Below are 16,692 nucleotides of genomic sequence, written 5' to 3' on the forward strand. Positions count from 1 at the left end.
CTTCAAGAACCCGGCGCTCGCGGCGGATCTGCAGCGGTCCGACCATCCTAGAGCCCCGGTGGAGCGCTCTCTCGCCCCGGAACGCGGGACATCCCGCCCTGGACGACCACGAGGCGCCGCCTCCCCGCCCGGACACCGCGATGAGGGCGGGGTCCGGGCGGGGAGGCGGCGCCCCGGAGCAGAGGAGCGGGAGCGCAGGACGCGGGCGGCCGGCGCCTCCCGATCAGGCCCGGTGGGCGCCGTGCCCGTCGCGGGGAGGAGCGGTGCTGATCGAGTCCGTCCGGACGTCCGGCTCGATGCTGCCCGCGGCCAGGTCGGCCCCGGCGCGCGCGGCCAGCTGCGGGTCCGTGCGGCGCAGCTCCTCCGCGCTGTCCTCGGCCGCGAGGTCGTGCGCCTCCTGCATGGCCGACTTCGCCCGCAGCGGCGGGGTCTTGAGGAACCACGAGAGCACGAAAGCCAGCAGGACCACACCCAGCGCGACCTGGAACACGGTCACGGTCGCGTCGTTGAACCCGGTCAGGAACGGTGCCGACAGGGCGCGGTCCGCGGTGTTCAGGAACGAGGTGTCGCCGTCGAGCGCGGAGCCGATCGCGGCGGTGTCCTGCGACTGCAGCAGCTTCAGGATCCCGGCGTTGGCCGGGTCCGCGGCGACGGCCGGATCGGTGGCGGCCCGCTGCAGATCCGCCGCGAGCGCCGGGTTCTTGAAGGCCGCGGCGATGGTGTCGGGGATGCGGCTGAACAGCACCGAGAAGATCACGGCGGTGCCCAGGGTGCCGCCGATCTGGCGGAAGAACGTGGAGGCGCTGGTCGCGACTCCCATGTTCGCCACGTCGACCGAGTTCTGCGAGGCCAGGGTGAGGGTCTGCATCATCTGCCCGAGCCCGAGGCCCAGCATCAGCATCCCGCCCATCATGAAGATCACCGGCTTGTCGATCGTCACGAAGGTGAAGTAGAAGAACGCGGCCGACATCAGGAAGGTGCCGACGATCGGGAAGGCGCGGTAGCGGCCCGTGCGCGAGATGATCTGACCCGAGACGATCGAGGCGATCATCAGGCCGAGGATCATCGGCAGCATCAGGAAGCCGGACTCGGTCGGCGTGGCGCCGTTCACCAGCTGCAGGTACAGCGGGATCGCCATCATGCCGCCGAACATGCCGAAGCCGACGAGGACGCCCAGCACGGTCGCCATCGAGAAGGTCGGCGAGCGGAAGAGCTTGAGGGGGATGAGCGCGTCGTCGCCCATCATCCGCTCTGCGGCGATGAAGCCGATGATGCCCAGCGCGCCGACGATGTAGCAGACCCACGCGATCGGCGAGCCCCAGCCCCACTCGCGGCCCTGCTCCGCGATCAGCAGCAGCGGGCCCGCGGCGATGACGACGAGGGAGGCGCCCCACCAGTCGATCCGCACCGAGCGCTTGCCGGCGGGCTTGGGCAGGTGGAGGAACCGCACGACGATGAAGAGCGCGACGGCGCCGATCGGCAGGTTGATCAGGAAGACCCAGCGCCAGCCGGTGATGAAGAGGATCTCGGGGGTGCCGGCGAGCAGGCCGCCGATGAGCGGTCCGACGACGCTGGAGATCCCGAAGACGGCCAGGAAGTAGCCCTGGTACTTGGCGCGCTCGCGCGGGGGCAGGATGTCGCCCATCACCGTGAGCGCGAGCGACATGAGCCCGCCGGCGCCGAGGCCCTGCACGGCGCGGAAGCCGGCGAGTCCGAGCATCGAGGTCGAGAAGCCGGCGAGCGTCGAGCCGATCAGGAACAGCACGATCGCGATCAGGTAGAGCGGGCGGCGTCCGAAGATGTCGGAGAGCTTGCCGTAGATCGGCGTCGCGATCGTCGAGACGATCAGGTAGGCGGTGGTCACCCACGCCTGCTGCGAGAGGCCGTCGAGGTCGTCCGCGATGGTGCGCATCGAGGTGCCGACGATGGTCTGGTCGAGCGAGGAGAGGAACATCCCCGCCATCAGGCCGAAGATGACGAACAGGATCTGCCGGTGCGACATCACGGCGCCGGACGGCGTCGAGGTCGGAGCGGATGGAGCGGAGGCGGAGTCGGCCACGGTGGTCCCCTTGTCTGGCGGACGCGTCCAGGCACGGCGATCCGCCGCAAACGTTGCGTGCTGCGCAAAGTTACACCGCGTGCGGAGAGCGCGACAGGGCGTCCGGCGAGCCTGAACGGGATCTCAGGGCCGCCATGCCGGGGCGATGCCTCAGGCCGGAGCGGGGACCGCCTCGTCCGCCCAGCCGGCCTCGCGGAGCGCTGCGCGGGCCTCGGCTCGGGCCGAGTACGGCGTGCGCACGCCGAGGATGTCGCGGTAGTTCTGGTGCCCGGGGCCGGCCCAGAGGACGGCGTCGCCCTCGTGCGCCAGGGAGACGGCGACGCGGATGGCGCGCTTGGGGTCGTCGACCTCGTGGATCTCGGCGTCCGGACGTGCGGCGCGGGCGGCGTCGACGAGGGTGCGCCGGATCGAGGCCGGGTCCTCGAAGCGCGGGTGGTGGTCGGTGACGACCAGCACGTCGCTGCCCCGGACGGCGGCTTCGGCCATCGCCGGGCGCTTGAGCGCGTCCCGGTCGCCGTCGGCGCCGAACACCATGATCACGCGGCCGGGAGTGACCTCGCGGACGGCCTCCAGGGTGCGAGCGAAGGCGTCGGCGCTGTGGCCGAAGTCGACGTACACCGTGGGGCCGCGGTCGCCCGAGACGCGCTCGGTGCGGCCGGGGAGGGAGGCGTCCACTCCGCCGTCGCGGTGCAGCGCGGCGCGGATCTCGCCGATCGGCCGACCGGACTCGATCAGCATCACGATCGCCAGCCCGGCGTTGGCCGCCATGTGGGTGCCGATGATCGGCACGGAGGTCGTGATGGCACGGCCCTCGCGGTTCCCGATCCGGAAGCGGGTGCGGCCGAACTCCTGCTCGAGCACCGTCACGGTCCAGTCGGCGTCGACGCCCGGGAGGGAGGTGATCGTGGTGACCGGCACTCCGGCGACCTCGACGAGGCGCGCGCCCGCGGGGGAGTCGAGCGAGACGACGGCCCGGCGCGCGCGATCGGGCTGGAAGAGCTGCGCCTTCTCGCCGAAGTAGGTGTCCATGTCGCCGTAGTCGTCGAGGTGGTCGTGGCTGAGGTTCGTGAAGCCGGCGACGTCGAAGACCACGCCGTCGACGCGGTGGCGGGTGAGGGCCTGGGCGCTGACCTCGATGGCGGCCGCGCCGACGCCCTCCTCCTCCATGCGGGCGACGAGCGCGTGCAGCTCCGTCGCCTCCGGGGTGGTCAGGCCGCTGGTCACCGAGGTGTCGCCGATGTGGCGCTCCGCGGTCGAGCTGAGGCCGGGCACGACGCCGAGCTGGCGGAGGATCCCCTCGAGCATGTGCACGGTCGACGTCTTGCCGTTGGTGCCGGTGACACCGAGCAGCACGGGGGAGCGCTCGGCCGTCCCGTAGACGGCGGCGGCCACGGCGCCCAGACGGGAGCGGGGGTCGTCGACCACGAGGACGGGCAGACCGGTCGCGCGCGCGGCGTCGGCGCCCGCGGTGTCGGTCAGCACGGCGGACGCGCCGCGTGCCACGGCCTGCTCGACGAACTCGGCTCCGTGGCGGTTGACCCCGGGCAGGGCGACGAAGAGGTCGCCGGGCTCGACGTCGGAGGCGATCAGCGTCACTCCGCTGATCTCGGCCGTCAGGCCGCCCTCGTCCGCGATCTCGAGCGTCCGCGCGAGGGCGGCGAGAGGGACGGAGGGTGCGGTGAGGGGTCGGAGCATGGGGTCCTTCCATCGACGGCTCCGTGGGGGGCCGTGCGGCCGAGGGGGCGGTCGCACGCGGAGTCGTGGCTGTCACTCAAGCTAGGGGGTCCGCTTATGTGAATCCTTAGAGGATATGCGCGACCCGCGTGGAGGGGCACGGGTGGACAGAACCGATCGCCGGTGCTTCAGCAGATGCGCAGGAACGGGTCTGTCTAGGCTCGGAGGATGACGTCGAACGAGAACGAGCCGACCGATGGGCACTCCGTCCGCCGCAGAGCCCTGGTGATCGGGGGTGTGGCCGCCGCGGCGGGCCTGACCGCGCTGGGGGTCGGAGCCGCCATCGGGAACGGTGCAGCGGCGCCCTCGCCGACCCCCTCGACGGCGCCGCCCGCTCCGTCGCCCTCCACCGCCGCGACCACCTCGGCTCCCACAGCGGAGCCGACCACCACCCCCACGCCGACCCCTGCTCCCACCGCCTCCGGGATCGACCTCACCGCGCAGTCCGTCGACGACCCGGCGAGCACCTGGGTCGTCGTCAACAAGCTGCGGACGCTCGCGCCGGTCGACTACGTCCCCGCCGACCTGACCTTCCCCGACGTGCCCTACGTCAACCGCCAGCCGATGCGCCAGGCGACCGCGGACGCCCTCGTCCCGCTCTTCGCCGCCGCCCGCTCCGAGGCCGGCCTCTCGCTGGCCGTGCAGAGCGCCTACCGCTCCTACGACACCCAGGTCAGCGTCTACGCGGGCTGGGTGTCCTCGCGCGGGCAGGCGGGAGCGGATGCGACGAGTGCCCGCCCGGGGCACAGCGAGCACCAGACCGGCTGGGCGGTCGACGTGGTGGGAGCGTCGGGCGCGTGCGCGCTCGAGATCTGCTGGGGCGACACTCCGGAGGGGCAGTGGGTCGGCGCCAACGCCCACCGCTTCGGCTTCCTCGTGCGCTACAAGCCCGACACCACTCCGATCACGGGGTACGAGTCTGAGCCGTACCACCTGCGGTACGTCGGGACCCCGCTCGCCGGCTACCTGCACGACTCCGGCATCGAGACGCTCGAACGCGCCTTCGGCCTTCCGGATGCGCCCGATTACGCGCCGGGAACCACTTCCTAGGCGATCTAGCGATCACAGACGGACACGATCGGGCGTGACACGCGCCGCTCGTTACCGTACTGTTATTCGGAGCGCTTTCAGAGGCCCGTCCTACGGGTCTCCCACCCCCGCCTGGTGACATAGCCGCTTCCCCTGCTCCCGAGCCCGGTCCCCCGCCGAGCCGCCGACCCGTGAGACCTCTCTGTGCCCCCTCGCTCCACCCGCTCCACCGTGCCCGCCGACCACCCCGCGACTCCCGCGCCGACCCCCGGCGCTCCGCTGACCCGTCGCGAGGCCCGCGAGCGCGAGGGCCGCATCCGGCCCGCCGCTCCCGCGGCCGCCGCGCGACCCTCCGCTCCCGCCCCGGTGCACCCGGCCCCCGAGGAGTCGTTCCCGTCCCGCCGCGACCGGCGCGAAGCGGAGGGGCACCGGCTCCGCTCCGCACCCGCCCGCCGCGGAGCCTCCTTCTTCCGCCCGTCCCCGCGCACGCTGGCGCTCGCCGTCTCCGGCGGGCTCGTCGTCGTGGCCGTCGCGTCGAGCCTCAGCCTCACCGTCGGCACCGGCTCCTCGGCCGGATCGGCCACCGCGACGCCGTCCGCCGCTCCGACCTCTACCAGCGTCGCCGTGCTCCCCGCGACCACCGCCTCCGCCCGGGTCGTCCTCAGCTCCGTCTCCACCACCTCCGGCACCGTCGCCGGCGGCACGAGCGTGACGCTCGAGGGATCGAACCTGGACTCGGTCGCCACCGTCCGCTTCGGCGAGGCCGAGGGCAGTGTCGCCGTCGACAACCCCGACCAGATCACGGTCACCGCGCCTCCCGCCGACGGAGAGGCCGCGGGGGAGGTGCCGGTCGCCTTCTTCGACGCCGACGGTCAGGCCATCACGTTCGACGCGGTCACCGACTCCGCTGCGGCGGTCACCGTCGACGGGACCCCGGCCGACGCGGTGCAGCCCGCCGTCGACACGTCGGGCACCGCGGAGGGCACGACGGCCGAGGCCTCGACCGACCTCGCCGCCCCGACCGCGACCGCCACTCCCAGCCCCGCCGCGACCGGCGTGCTCGCCAGCACCAAGGTCGTCGCCTCGGCGATCACCTTCGCCTACACGCCCGACCCGGCGATCGAGGCCGCGAAGGCCCAGGCCGCGCTGGACGCGAGCCGCCTGGCCTCGCAGCTCGACTACCTCTCCACCTACTGGAACGACTACAACTCGGCCCAGTACGGCGTGATCTCGGGCAACGACTGCGTCAACTTCACCTCGCAGTCGCTGATCGCCCGCGGCTGGGAGATGGACGGCGAGTGGAGCTACTCCTCCTCCGGCGGCTACAGCTCCGCGTGGGCGTCGTCGACCGCGTTCAACGCCTACCTCGGCGCGCACCCCGAGCGCGCGACCGCGATCCCCGACTCCGAGCGGAGCCGCGTGAAGCCGGGCGACATCGTCCAGTTCGACTGGGACGGCTCGGGCGACTGGGACCACACGGGCGTCGTGACCAGCGTCGACGGCGACAGGATCCTCTACTCCTCGCACACCGCCGACAACCACGACCAGAGCATCGACGCGGCCTCCGCCGGCCGGATCATGTTCTGGGGCGTCTGACGCACCACGCACCACGCACGACGACGGGGCCGCCACCGCTGATGCGGTGACGGCCCCGTCGAGGTTCCGGTCAGATCACTTCTTGAAGACGTCCTTGACGTCCTCGCCGACCTTCTTGGTGTGGGCCTTGGTCTGGTCGGCCTGGCCCTCGGCCTCGAGGCGCTCGTTGTCCGTCAGCTTGCCGACGGCCTCCTTGGCCTTGCCGACCAGGTTCTCGGCTGCGTTGCGGATCTTGTCGTCTGCACCCATGAGGGGCTCCTTCTGTTCGGTGTGACCATCCGCCGGCGGATGCCGGGGAAGCTGCGGGACCGGGGTCAGGCGACCCGGTCCTCCTTGGAGAAGCCGGCGCGGGCGCTCGAGGCGACCTCGAGCAGGACCGGCAGGCGGGCGCCGAGCAGGGCGTCGAGCGCGTCGACCTCCTGGTGCACGGCGTCGACCACGGTGCGGGGCGAGACGCCGCCGCGGGGGAGGACGCGCACCTTCAGCGCCGTCTCGGATCCGTGGCGGTAGGCCGCGACGGTGACGTCGAGGAGCTCCGTCCGCCCGGCGAGAGCCGTCTCGAGGACGTCCTCGGCGAAGCCGGTCGCGATCTCGATCCCTCCGGCGGGCGTGCCCTCGGCCTCGTCGCGGAGGACGGTGCCGGTGCGGCCGTGACCGTGGGCGAAGGCCATCACCAGCGCGAGGACGATGCCCAGCAGGCAGATCCCGACGACGGCGTAGAGCGGCCAGAGGACGGCTGCATCGCTCCAGACGGTGCCCTCCTCGGGGGAGAGCCGCGACACCAGAGCCGCGCCCTCGCCGTCGGCGAAGGAGAGGACGGAGTCGCGGACCGGCTGCGAGACGGCGACCAGCACGGCACCGGCGCTGACCAGCGCGAGCACGAGACCCACGACGAGCAGGACGAGCCGGTTGACGAAGCGGTTGCTCGTGGTCATCAGATCCTCCCGGAGGTCGAGACGCGGACGGTGGAGCGCGGGGCGGGCTTCGCGCCGATGCGGGCGAGCTCCTCGTCGACGGCGCTCTGCACGGCGTCGCGGTCGACCGCGATGCCGGAGGCGGGGGTCACCTCGACCAGTGCGGTGCGCCGACCGAGCGAGGCGCGGGTGTCCTCGCGCCGGGAGTGGGCGGCCGTGCGGGCTGCGCGGGCGAGGGAGGAGGCGATCACGCCGTCGTCCACGACCACGGCGAGGCGGTCGTCGTCCACGGTGTGGCGGGCCCGGGCGCCGGGCGCCAGGGCGAGCACCAGCAGGACGAGAGCGAGGACTCCCGCGCCGACGGCCACGCCGATGAGGGCGGGGTTCGCCAGCGACGCGACTCCGACGATCGCGCCCAGCAGGGCGGACGGCGCGACGAGCAGAGGCGCGGCGCCGAGGATCGCGAGCACCGCCTCCGTGCCGACGTACGCCGCGACCAGGGCGATGAGCACCAGGACGACGATCTGCGCGGCGGAGCGGGACTTGTGGGTCTCGCGGCGGAGATAGCGGCTGTAGCGGGTGTCGGGCGCCGACGGTGCGGGGCTCATGCGACTCTCCTCGTGCTTCGGGTGCGGGTGCCCGTGACCCGGATGTCGATCCGGCTGACGGTGCGGCCGGTCAGCGCCTCCATGCGGGAGGCGATGCGGGTGCGGTCGCCGTGCAGGCGCTCGAGCAGGGAGCCGCCGGACGGGGAGGCGCCCGGCTCGACGACGACCGGCGCGGTCACCGCGAGGGCGAGGCCGCCCCGGTCGTCGGAGAGGCGGACGCGGATCGCGGAGACCTCCACGCCCAGCTCCTCGTGGACGATCGCCACGGCGGCGCGCTCGATGGAGCGCACGGTGATGGTGACGGTGCCCGCCACCGGCGATGCGGGACGCGTGTCGAGAGCGGTCACGGTGGGCTCCTAGCGGGAGGTGGTGCGGCCGCGGAACACGTCCACGAGGCTGCGCACGTCGAGGGTGCCGTCGGCGATGCGGGCGATCACGACGCCGAGGGCCATGAACAGGGCGGTGAGGACGAAGCCCCAGAAGCCGAACATCAGGGCCGCGAAGGCGAGGATCGCGCCGACCACGACGCCGAGGACGGTGCTGCGGCCGCCGGGGGCGGTGGGCGCGGGGCGCTGGAAGTCGCTCATCGGACGCGGCTCTCGGTCGACTCGTCGCCCTTGTCGTCACCGGGGATGTGCACGTCGACGACGGCGACGTTGATCTCGGCGACGGTCATGCCGACCAGCTCGGTGATGGCCTCGGAGACGGCGGCGCGGACGGAGTCGGCGACCTTCTGCATGGGCACGGGGTACTCGACGACGATGGTGACGTCGGCCGCGACCTGGGTCTCGCCGACCTCGACGCTCACGCCCTGGGCGTGGTCGGCGCCGCCGACGGCCTGGCGGATCGCGCCGAAGGCACGGGCGGCGTTGTTGCCGAGGGCGAAGACGCCGGGCACCTGGCGGGCCGCGATGCCGGCGACCTTGGCCACGACGCTGTCGTCGATGACCGTGGTGCCCTGGGCGGTGCCGGAGGTCCGCGAGCCGCCGAGGCTCGTGACCGTGTCGACGGGGGTCTTGTCGACGCGGGTGGTGGAGGGGGTGCGCGTGGTGTCGCTCATGAGGTCTCCTGGACGTCTCATCGGCTGCCGTTGCTGAGCAGACCGGGGTCGAAGGCCCGGCGGAAATCCGGTCGGGCTGTGCTTTCATGAGTGAGACGGAGCCCGGACGGCGTTCGTCACGGTGCTCGGCGGACTTTTTCCTGAGCGTCACCTGAGAGGCGGCCCGAGGCCGCGTGAGCGGAGAGGGAGGAGGCGCCGTGCCCGGACTGGAAGCGGCGAGCGATGCGCTGCTCGCCGAGCGCTCCGCGGAGGGCGACGTGCGCGCCTTCGAGGTCCTCGTCAAGCGGCACCAGTCGATCCTCCGTGCCTACGCGTGGCGGCTGACGGGCTCGCAGGCGGACGCCTCCGACGCCGTGCAGAACGCGCTGATCACGGTCTGGGCGCAGCTCCCGCAGCTCAAGGAGCCGGCGAGCGTGCGCAGCTGGATGATGCGGATCGTCAGCCGCTCCAGCGTCGACCTGCTGCGCCAGCGCCGCCCGACCGACGACGTCGACGCCGTGGAGCATCCCCCGGCCCGAGAGCCCGGCCCGTTCGAGGCCGCCGAGCAGAGCGACGCCATGCGGGCTCTCGCGCACGCCCTGTCCGAGCTGCCGGAGTCGCAGCGGCAGTGCTGGGTGCTGCGCGAGGTCGGCGGGGAGTCGTACAACGAGATCGCCGATCACCTCGGTCTCACGGTGACCGCCGTGCGGGGCAAGCTCGCCCGCGCGCGCGAGTCGCTGGTCGTGGCGATGGAGGACTGGCGATGAGGGAGCAGACGCGATGAACGCGGACCAGGGTCCCGGCGACGTGCCGGAGCGCGCGGGGGAGCACGACGTCGTGCTGCCGCCCGCGCCCGAGGCGGACGCGACGGAGCAGGAGGGCGACGGCATCGGCATCGACGAGCTGAGCGACTACCTCGACCGCGGGCGCACGCCGTACGACCCGGCCATCGAGGAGTCGCCGGAGCACCGGCGCACTCTGCGCGCCCTCGAGCGCGTGCGCACCCTCTCCGGCGCGCTCATCGACGACGACGCCGCACGCCTGCCCGCGCCGGAGGAGAGCTGGTTCGGCTCGATCCTCACCCAGGTGCGCCGCGAGTCGCGGGCCGGACGCGACATCCCGCTGGCGAGCGTCCAGCCCGACGTGGCGCTCACGATCACCGAGGGAGCGGTCCGCGGACTCGTGCGCGAGGCGGGCGACAGCGTCGCCGGCGTGCTGGTCGGCCGCTGCCGCCTGGTCGGCGACATCGCCGAGCCGGGCGCGGAGGTCGTGGTGGAGCTGACGATCTCGGTCTTCTGGGGGGTGCCGATCGCCGAGGCGGCCCAGCAGGTGCGTGAGCGCGTGCACTCGCGGCTGCTGACCCAGACCGAGCTGCGGGTGTCGAGGATCGACGTCCGCGTGGAGGACGTCTACGTCCCCGGGACGGAGGAGTCGTGAGCGGCCTCGAGGCGGCGGCCCCGGTCGATCCGGTGTCCGCGCTCGCCGCGGAGCTGCGCGCCCTGGACGGCGTCGCGACCCTGATGCCGGCCAAGCCCGAGGTGCGCGACGTGCTCGCGCACGCGGCGACCGCGCTGAGCGCGACCGGGATCGTGGTCGAGCCGCTGGGCACCGCGAGCGGCGGCACGTTCGCCGATCCGGTCCTGGTCCGCGTCGCGGGGGACGAGGTGTCCGTGGCCGTCGACCTCTGCGTGACCGCGGAGGCGTCCGCGCCGGACGTAGCCCGCGCGATCGGAGCCGCGGTGCGCGAGTGGTGCGTCCGGGTGCATCCGGGGCTGCGGCCGCGGGTGACCGTCCGGGTCGCCGCGATCGACTAGGCGGACCGCCCGGCGGACCCGGCTGCTCGCAGGTCGGGGCTCCTCTCGCGAGGTGCGGACCCGTACTCCCCGCTGCCGTGCTCCCCTCCTCCGGAGTGCACCCGGCCTCCCGGAGCGACGGTGCTGCGAGCCGCCCGAGGACCGTGACGGCGCCGTCTCCCCGGAGCCCCTCGCTCAGGCGCGCTCGGCGAGGAACGCGTCCGTCTCGGCCGCCGTCGGCGCGGACACCGCCGCTCCGGCGCGGGTGACCGAGATCGCCGCGGCCGCGCTCGCCCAGCGGGTGAGGGCGACCAGCTGCTCCGGGTCGTCCAGCCGTGCTCCGGAGGCGGCGAGCCGGGCCGAGAAGGCGCCGCAGAAGGTGTCGCCCGCGCCGGTGGTGTCCACGGCCTCCACCCGGAAGGCCGGAGTGCGCACCGTCTCGCGGTCGCGGACCGCCACGACGACGCCGTCGGAGCCGAGGGTGACCAGCACGAGCGGGACCAGCGCGGTGAGGGCCGCGGCGAGCGCGTCGTCGTCGGCGGCGGTGATGCCGCGATCGGCGGCGAGCTCGCGGGCCTCGTGCTCGTTGACGATCAGCACGTCGAGCACCGCGAGGAGCTCCTCCGGCAGCGGGCCGATCGGGGCGGCGTTCAGGATCGACACCGTGCCGCCGGCGCGCGCGGCGCGGGCCGCCTCCGTCACCGTCGCGGTCGGGATCTCGAGCTGCAGGAGCAGGGCGTCGGCCGCCGCCACCAGGGCCGACTCCTCGGCGGTCAGCTCGACCAGGGCGGCGTTGGCACCGGAGTCGACGACGATCGCGTTCTCGCCGCGCTCGTCCACGGTGATCTGCGCGGTGCCGGTGCGGACGTCGCCGCGGCGGGCGCGCAGCTCCAGCGGCTCCTCGCCGAGGACCGCGGCGAGCCGGTCTCCCGCCGAGTCGCGGCCGAGGCTCGTGACGAAGACGGTGCCGGGCTCGGTCCGTGCGGCCGCGACGGCCTGGTTGAGGCCCTTGCCGCCCGGGAAGGTGCTCGCGTCGAGGGCGAGCACCGTCTCTCCCGGAGCGGGGATCCGGGCGACCCGGTGGACGTGGTCGAGGTTGGCGCTTCCGAGCACGAGGAGGGGCATGCCCTCGACGTTAGAGCACGCGCAAGGGGGTCCGCCGCGGGCTCGGCCGCACCTACGGTGGGGGCATGGAAACTCGAATCCTCGGACGCACCGGCGCCCCCGTCTCCGTCGTCGGCCTCGGAACCTGGCAGCTCGGTGCCGACTGGGGGGACGTCGCCGAGACCGACGCCCTCGCCGTGCTCGACGCCGCGGTGGAGTCGGGGGTCACCCTCTTCGACACCGCCGACGTCTACGGCGACGGCCGCAGTGAGCGGACGATCGGCGCCTACCGCGCGGCGCACCCCGACGCGCAGGTCTTCGTCGCCACCAAGATGGGCCGCCGCGCGGAGCAGATCCCCGCCAACTACGTGCTCGACAACTTCCGCGCCTGGACCGACCGCTCGCGCGCCAACCTCGGCGTCGACACCCTCGACCTGGTGCAGCTGCACTGCCCGCCCACCTCCGTCTACTCCGACGACGCCGTCTACGACGCCCTCGACACTCTCGTCGCGGAGGGCGCGATCGCGGCCTACGGCGTCTCGGTCGAGCGCACGGAGGAGGCGCTGACCGCCATCGCCCGTCCGAACGTCGCGAGCGTCCAGATCATCCTGAACGCGTTCCGCCTGAAGCCGCTCGACGAGGTGCTGCCCGCCGCCCGCGAGGCCGGCGTCGGCGTCCTCGCGCGCGTCCCGCTCGCCTCGGGCCTGCTCAGCGGCCGCTACACGACCGAGACCGTGTTCGCCCCGGAGGACCACCGCAGCTACAACCGCGACGGCTCCGCGTTCGACGTCGGCGAGACCTTCTCGGGCGTCGACTTCGCGACCGGCGTGGAGGCCGCGCAGGAGTTCTCCCGCCTCGCCGACGACCACGGCCTCGCCCCCGCGGCGGCCGCGCTCGCCTGGATCATCCAGCAGGAGGGCGTCACCTCGGTGATCCCCGGTGCCCGCTCGCCCGAGCAGGCCCGCGCCAACGCGGCCGCCGCCTCCGCCGCGCCCCTCGGCCCCGCCTTCATGGAGGCCGTGAACGCCCTCTACGACACCCACTTCCGCCCCACCGTCCACCCGCGCTGGTAGCCCGCCCGCTCCTCGCCGCCGCTGAGTCGCCCGAGAAGGCTCGTTCTCCACTCCGAGAACGAGCCTTCTCGGGCGAGTCGGTTCGGGGCTGTGGAGAGAGCGAGCGGGGGAGCGGGCGACCCGCCAGCATGGGCGGGTGATCGACGAGGTGTTCCGAGTGGCGGAGGGGTCCGCCGCCGGGATGTCGCGTGCCGCGATGCGCACGATCGACGCCCCGGTGTACGGCATGCGCTCGATCACGCCTGCGACCGCTCTGGCCGACCGGTGCGCGGTGCTCCTGCGCCGCCTCGGCGACCACGCCTTCGTCTGCGGACCGACGGCTGCGCTCCTCTGGGGGGCTCCCCTCGACCTCTGCTGGGAGACGCGGACGACAATCGACGTCGCCGTCGAGGCGCCGGCCCGCGCACCGCACGCCGCCGGGCTCGCAGGCCGCTCCCTCCGGATCGGAGCCGGGGACGTCCTCGCCGGGCGCAGCGGCCGGCTGACGGGCCCTTCCCGGACCTGGTGCGACCTCGGCGCGCTGCTCCCGCTCGCCGACCTCGTCGCCGTCGGCGACTTCCTCCTGCACGCGCGGCTGGTCGAGGCGCCCGCCCTGGTGGCCGCCGTCGAGCGCTACCCGGGCCGCAGAGGGCTCCGTTCCCTGCGTGCGGCACTCGCGCTCCTCGACGGGCGGGCGGAATCGCGGCCCGAGTCGCTGGTGCGCGTCGAACTCGTCCGCGCCGGGATCGCGGGAGTCGAGTCGAACGTCGTGATCCGCGACTTCGCGGGCGGCTTCCTCGCCCGCGTCGACCTCTGCATCGCGTGGGCCCGCATCGTGATCGAGTACCACGGCGACTACCACCGCGTCGAGAAGGGCCGCTGGCGACGCGACCGGACGCGGATGAGGCGCCTCCGCGCGGCGGGCTGGCACGTCATCGAGCTCACGGCCGACGACCTCGCCGATCTCCCCGGCGTCGTCGCGCTCGTCCGGGAGGCGCTCCAGCGGTGAGTCGCCCGAGAAGGCTCGTTCTCCTGGTCGGGAACGAGCGTTCTCGGGCGACTGAGCGCAGCGCCTAGGAGTGCAGCGCCTAGGAGCGCAGCGCCTAGGAGTTCAGCGCCGCGTCCACGATCGTGCGCGCCTCGGCCTGGACCTCGTGCAGGTGGTCGAGGCCGCGGAAGCTCTCGGCGTAGATCTTGTAGACGTCCTCGGTGCCGGAGGGGCGCGCGGCGAACCAGGCGTCCTCGGTGACGACCTTGACGCCTCCGACGGCCGCGCCGTTGCCGGGGGCCTTCGACAGCTTCGCGATGATCTCGGAGCCGGCGAGGGTCGTCGCCGCGATCGCGTCGCCGTCCAGCTTGCCGAGGGCCGCCTTCTGCGCCTTCGTCGCCACCGCGTCCACGCGCTCGTAGACCGGGTCGCCGAAGCGCTCGGTCAGCTCGCGGTAGAGCGCCGAAGGGCTCTTCCCGGTGACCGCCACGATCTCGGAGGCGAGCAGCGCGAGGAGGATGCCGTCCTTGTCGGTGGTCCAGACGGTGCCGTCGAAACGGAGGAACGAGGCGCCCGCGGACTCCTCGCCGCCGAAGCCCACCGATCCGTCGACCAGCCCGGGGACGAACCACTTGAAGCCCACCGGGACCTCCCACAGGCGCCGGCCCAGCGACTCCGCGACCCGGTCGATGATCGAGGAGGAGACCAGCGTCTTGCCGATCGCCGCGTCCTCGCGCCAGCCGGTGCGGTGGCGGTAGAGGTAGTCGATCGCGACGGCCAGGTAGTGGTTGGGGTTCATCAGTCCGCCGTCGGGGGTGACGATGCCGTGCCGGTCCGCGTCGGCGTCGTTGCCGGTGAGGATGTCGAAGTCGCCGGCGCGCGCGACGACCGAGGCCATCGCGCTGGGGGAGGACGGGTCCATCCGGATCTTGCCGTCCCAGTCGAGGGTCATGAAGCCCCAGGCCGGGTCGACCTCGCCGTTCACCACGGTCAGGTCGAGGCCGTGCATCTCGGCGATCAGCTGCCAGTAGTGCACGGAGGCGCCGCCGAGGGGGTCGGCCCCGATCCGCACGCCGGCCTTCCGGATCGCGTCGAGGTCGATGATGTTCGCCAGGTCCGCGACGTAGTGCGTGCGGTAGTCGTAGGTCTCGACCGCGGAGGGCTCGGCCGAGGTCACGCCGCGGTTGCCGTCGGCGATGAGCTCGTTGGCCCGGTTCGCGATCCAGGTGGTCGCGTCGGAGTCGGCGGGACCGCCGTGCGGCGGGTTGTACTTGAAGCCGCCGTCGCGGGGCGGGTTGTGCGAGGGGGTCACCACGATGCCGTCGGCCCGGTCGGTGTGCGCGGGGTCGTTGTTGTAGCGGAGGATCGCGTGGCTGAGCGCCGGGGTCGGCACGAAGTCGTCGAACTCGTCCACGAGCACGCGGACCTGGTTGCCCACCAGGACCTCGAGAGCGGTGGTGAGGGCCGGACGGGACAGCCCGTGCGTGTCGGCGCCGATGAAGAGCGGGCCGGTGATGCCCTGCTCGGTCCGGTAGTCGACGATCGCCTGCGTGACGGCGGCGATGTGGTCCTCGTTGAAGGCCGTGTCGAACGAGGATCCGCGGTGGCCGGAGGTGCCGAACACCACCTTCTGAGCCGGATCGGAGACGTCCGGCTTCTTCTCGTAGTACGCCCTCACGAGGGCCTCGACGTCGATGAGATCGGAGGCCTGTGCCGGCTTCCCTGCGCGATCGGTCATGCGGTCCATAGTGGCAGTCCGGCGCCCTCCAGGGGTACCGCGGCTGGCTAGGCTTGCGCCATGCCCGACAGCGCCCCCGAGACCCGTGCCTACAGCTATCTCGGGCCCAGCGGCACGTTCACGGAGGCGGCCCTCGCGCAGGTCCCGGAGGCGCGCGGACAGCTGTGGCGCAGCGTCGCGAACGTGGGGGAGGCGCTGAGCGATCTGGTCACCGGCCGCAGCGACGGCGCGGTGATCGCGATCGAGAACTCGGTCGAGGGCGGAGTGACGGCCGCGCAGGACGCGCTGGCGCGGATCCCGGGGCTGCGCATCGTCGGCGAGTACCTGGTGCCGGTGTCGTTCATCCTGGTCGGCCGCCCCGGAGCGCGCCTCGAGGAGGTGCGCACCGTCGCCGCGCACCCCGTCGCCTACGGACAGTGCCGGGTGTGGCTCGACCGCGAGATCCCCAGCCACGAGCACCTGCCCGCCTCGAGCAACGTCCAGGCCACCGTCGACCTGCTGAGCGGATCGCCGGCGGACGCGGCCATCGCCCCTCCCGGGATCGTCGCCCACCACGACGTCGCGGTGCTGGCCGAGCGGATCGGCGACAACCCGAACGCCGTCACGCGCTTCGTGCACGTCTCGCGCTCGCACGCGCTGCCCGAGCCGACCGGCGCCGACAAGACCAGCGTCATCGCGGAGCTCCCGGCCGACCAGCCGGGCGCCCTGCTCGACATGCTCGAGCAGTTCGCGACCCGCGGGGTGAACCTGAGCATGATCCAGTCGCGGCCGATCGGCGACGCCCTGGGCCGGTACCGGTTCGTCATCGACCTCGACGGGCACGTCCAGGACGAGCGGGTCGCCGACGCGCTGATGGGGCTGCGGCGCTTCAGCCCGAAGGTGATCTTCCTCGGCTCGTATCCGCGCGCTGACCGCCGCCCGGTCACCTCCGTGCGACGCTACGACGACGAGGTGTTCCTCGAGGCCCGCGACTGGCTGCGCGGGATCCTCTCCCACGAGCCGGAGGTCGACGATGACCGGGGACGACGATGACAGGTC

At 73.2% G+C, this 16,692-nt stretch carries 18 protein-coding genes; 8 read left to right on the forward strand and 10 right to left on the reverse strand.

Features of this window, described 5'->3' with window-relative positions:
- Positions 1-223: 223 nt before the first annotated feature.
- Positions 224-2,002 carry an MDR family MFS transporter gene (locus tag C5C24_RS05225; protein WP_104277023.1) on the reverse strand — a complete coding sequence of 593 codons (1,779 nt, stop codon included), beginning with the start codon at positions 2,000-2,002 and terminating at the stop codon, positions 224-226.
- Positions 2,003-2,209: 207 nt separating this feature from the next.
- Positions 2,210-3,754: a Mur ligase family protein gene (locus C5C24_RS05230; protein ID WP_104276972.1), complete on the reverse strand. Its 1,545-nt coding sequence runs from the start codon at positions 3,752-3,754 to the stop codon at positions 2,210-2,212.
- A gap of 207 nt (positions 3,755-3,961) precedes the next feature.
- Here C5C24_RS05230 and C5C24_RS05235 point away from each other — a divergent pair, with 207 nt between their 5' ends.
- Together C5C24_RS05235 and C5C24_RS05240 are read left to right on the forward strand one after the other, a co-directional pair.
- Complete coding sequence (locus tag C5C24_RS05235; protein WP_104304467.1) at positions 3,962-4,843, forward strand: D-alanyl-D-alanine carboxypeptidase family protein; 882 nt, start codon at positions 3,962-3,964, stop codon at positions 4,841-4,843.
- Between the two features lie 183 nt (positions 4,844-5,026).
- Positions 5,027-6,418, forward strand: coding sequence for an amidase domain-containing protein (locus C5C24_RS05240; RefSeq protein WP_104304468.1), 1,392 nt, complete (start codon positions 5,027-5,029; stop codon positions 6,416-6,418).
- Between the two features lie 75 nt (positions 6,419-6,493).
- Here C5C24_RS05240 and C5C24_RS05245 read toward each other — a convergent pair whose 3' ends face one another.
- The 6 genes from C5C24_RS05245 to C5C24_RS05270 form a co-directional block, all read right to left on the reverse strand.
- On the reverse strand, positions 6,494-6,667 hold the full coding sequence (locus C5C24_RS05245) for a CsbD family protein (protein WP_104226788.1): 174 nt from the start codon (positions 6,665-6,667) through the stop codon (positions 6,494-6,496).
- Positions 6,668-6,732: 65 nt separating this feature from the next.
- Positions 6,733-7,353 (reverse strand): hypothetical protein, encoded by a 621-nt coding sequence (locus C5C24_RS05250; RefSeq protein WP_104304469.1) that lies wholly within the window; start codon positions 7,351-7,353, stop codon positions 6,733-6,735.
- Positions 7,353-7,940 carry a DUF6286 domain-containing protein gene (locus C5C24_RS05255; RefSeq protein ID WP_104304470.1) on the reverse strand — a complete coding sequence of 196 codons (588 nt, stop codon included), beginning with the start codon at positions 7,938-7,940 and terminating at the stop codon, positions 7,353-7,355. The genes C5C24_RS05250 and C5C24_RS05255 overlap by 1 nt, the downstream gene beginning before the upstream one ends.
- Positions 7,937-8,287 carry a hypothetical protein gene (locus C5C24_RS05260; RefSeq protein ID WP_104276977.1) on the reverse strand — a complete coding sequence of 117 codons (351 nt, stop codon included), beginning with the start codon at positions 8,285-8,287 and terminating at the stop codon, positions 7,937-7,939. Before C5C24_RS05260 ends, C5C24_RS05255 begins: the two co-directional genes overlap by 4 nt.
- Before the next feature lie 9 nt (positions 8,288-8,296).
- Positions 8,297-8,527: a DUF2273 domain-containing protein gene (locus C5C24_RS05265; protein ID WP_104224954.1), complete on the reverse strand. Its 231-nt coding sequence runs from the start codon at positions 8,525-8,527 to the stop codon at positions 8,297-8,299.
- On the reverse strand, positions 8,524-9,000 hold the full coding sequence (locus C5C24_RS05270) for an Asp23/Gls24 family envelope stress response protein (protein ID WP_104276978.1): 477 nt from the start codon (positions 8,998-9,000) through the stop codon (positions 8,524-8,526). Before C5C24_RS05270 ends, C5C24_RS05265 begins: the two co-directional genes overlap by 4 nt.
- A gap of 197 nt (positions 9,001-9,197) precedes the next feature.
- Between C5C24_RS05270 and C5C24_RS05275 the strand changes: the two genes are divergently transcribed.
- Genes C5C24_RS05275 through C5C24_RS05285 form a run of 3 tightly spaced genes read left to right on the forward strand, consistent with a single transcriptional unit; the run spans position 9,198 to position 10,793 of the window.
- Positions 9,198-9,746, forward strand: coding sequence for an RNA polymerase sigma factor (locus C5C24_RS05275; protein WP_104224956.1), 549 nt, complete (start codon positions 9,198-9,200; stop codon positions 9,744-9,746).
- 13 nt (positions 9,747-9,759) lie between these two features.
- On the forward strand, positions 9,760-10,416 hold the full coding sequence (locus C5C24_RS05280; RefSeq protein WP_104304471.1) for an Asp23/Gls24 family envelope stress response protein: 657 nt from the start codon (positions 9,760-9,762) through the stop codon (positions 10,414-10,416).
- A complete protein-coding gene (locus tag C5C24_RS05285; RefSeq protein WP_104276980.1) occupies positions 10,413-10,793 on the forward strand; it encodes a hypothetical protein in 381 nt (126 codons plus the stop codon). Before C5C24_RS05280 ends, C5C24_RS05285 begins: the two co-directional genes overlap by 4 nt.
- A 174-nt stretch (positions 10,794-10,967) precedes the next feature.
- Here the strand turns inward: C5C24_RS05285 and C5C24_RS05290 are convergent, their stop codons facing one another.
- Positions 10,968-11,897, reverse strand: coding sequence for a ribokinase (locus C5C24_RS05290; RefSeq protein ID WP_104304472.1), 930 nt, complete (start codon positions 11,895-11,897; stop codon positions 10,968-10,970).
- Positions 11,898-11,962: 65 nt separating this feature from the next.
- Between C5C24_RS05290 and C5C24_RS05295 the strand changes: the two genes are divergently transcribed.
- Positions 11,963-12,949: an aldo/keto reductase gene (locus C5C24_RS05295; protein ID WP_104276982.1), complete on the forward strand. Its 987-nt coding sequence runs from the start codon at positions 11,963-11,965 to the stop codon at positions 12,947-12,949.
- 136 nt (positions 12,950-13,085) lie between these two features.
- The gene (locus tag C5C24_RS05300) at positions 13,086-13,937 is read left to right on the forward strand and encodes a hypothetical protein (protein ID WP_104304473.1); all 852 of its coding nucleotides are present in this window, start codon (positions 13,086-13,088) and stop codon (positions 13,935-13,937) included.
- Positions 13,938-14,031: 94 nt separating this feature from the next.
- Here C5C24_RS05300 and pgm read toward each other — a convergent pair whose 3' ends face one another.
- A complete protein-coding gene (pgm, locus tag C5C24_RS05305) occupies positions 14,032-15,654 on the reverse strand; it encodes a phosphoglucomutase (alpha-D-glucose-1,6-bisphosphate-dependent) (protein ID WP_104304495.1) in 1,623 nt (540 codons plus the stop codon).
- 60 nt (positions 15,655-15,714) lie between these two features.
- Between pgm and pheA the strand changes: the two genes are divergently transcribed.
- Positions 15,715-16,686 (forward strand): prephenate dehydratase, encoded by a 972-nt coding sequence (gene pheA, locus C5C24_RS05310; protein ID WP_104276984.1) that lies wholly within the window; start codon positions 15,715-15,717, stop codon positions 16,684-16,686.
- Positions 16,687-16,692: the final 6 nt, after the last annotated feature.

Source organism: Rathayibacter sp. AY2B3 (assembly GCF_002931755.1).
Lineage (GTDB): Bacteria > Actinomycetota > Actinomycetes > Actinomycetales > Microbacteriaceae > Rathayibacter.

Coding starts and splice junctions, on each gene's coding strand:
- C5C24_RS05225 (WP_104277023.1), bottom strand. CDS start 2,002: ATGTCGCACCGGCAGATCCTGTTCGTCATCTTCGGCCTGATGGCGGGG.
- C5C24_RS05230 (WP_104276972.1), bottom strand. CDS start 3,754: ATGCTCCGACCCCTCACCGCACCCTCCGTCCCTCTCGCCGCCCTCGCG.
- C5C24_RS05235 (WP_104304467.1), top strand. CDS start 3,962: ATGACGTCGAACGAGAACGAGCCGACCGATGGGCACTCCGTCCGCCGC.
- C5C24_RS05245 (WP_104226788.1), bottom strand. CDS start 6,667: ATGGGTGCAGACGACAAGATCCGCAACGCAGCCGAGAACCTGGTCGGC.
- C5C24_RS05250 (WP_104304469.1), bottom strand. CDS start 7,353: ATGACCACGAGCAACCGCTTCGTCAACCGGCTCGTCCTGCTCGTCGTG.
- C5C24_RS05255 (WP_104304470.1), bottom strand. CDS start 7,940: ATGAGCCCCGCACCGTCGGCGCCCGACACCCGCTACAGCCGCTATCTC.
- C5C24_RS05265 (WP_104224954.1), bottom strand. CDS start 8,527: ATGAGCGACTTCCAGCGCCCCGCGCCCACCGCCCCCGGCGGCCGCAGC.
- C5C24_RS05270 (WP_104276978.1), bottom strand. CDS start 9,000: ATGAGCGACACCACGCGCACCCCCTCCACCACCCGCGTCGACAAGACC.
- C5C24_RS05280 (WP_104304471.1), top strand. CDS start 9,760: ATGAACGCGGACCAGGGTCCCGGCGACGTGCCGGAGCGCGCGGGGGAG.
- C5C24_RS05290 (WP_104304472.1), bottom strand. CDS start 11,897: ATGCCCCTCCTCGTGCTCGGAAGCGCCAACCTCGACCACGTCCACCGG.
- C5C24_RS05295 (WP_104276982.1), top strand. CDS start 11,963: ATGGAAACTCGAATCCTCGGACGCACCGGCGCCCCCGTCTCCGTCGTC.
- pgm (WP_104304495.1), bottom strand. CDS start 15,654: ATGACCGATCGCGCAGGGAAGCCGGCACAGGCCTCCGATCTCATCGAC.
- pheA (WP_104276984.1), top strand. CDS start 15,715: ATGCCCGACAGCGCCCCCGAGACCCGTGCCTACAGCTATCTCGGGCCC.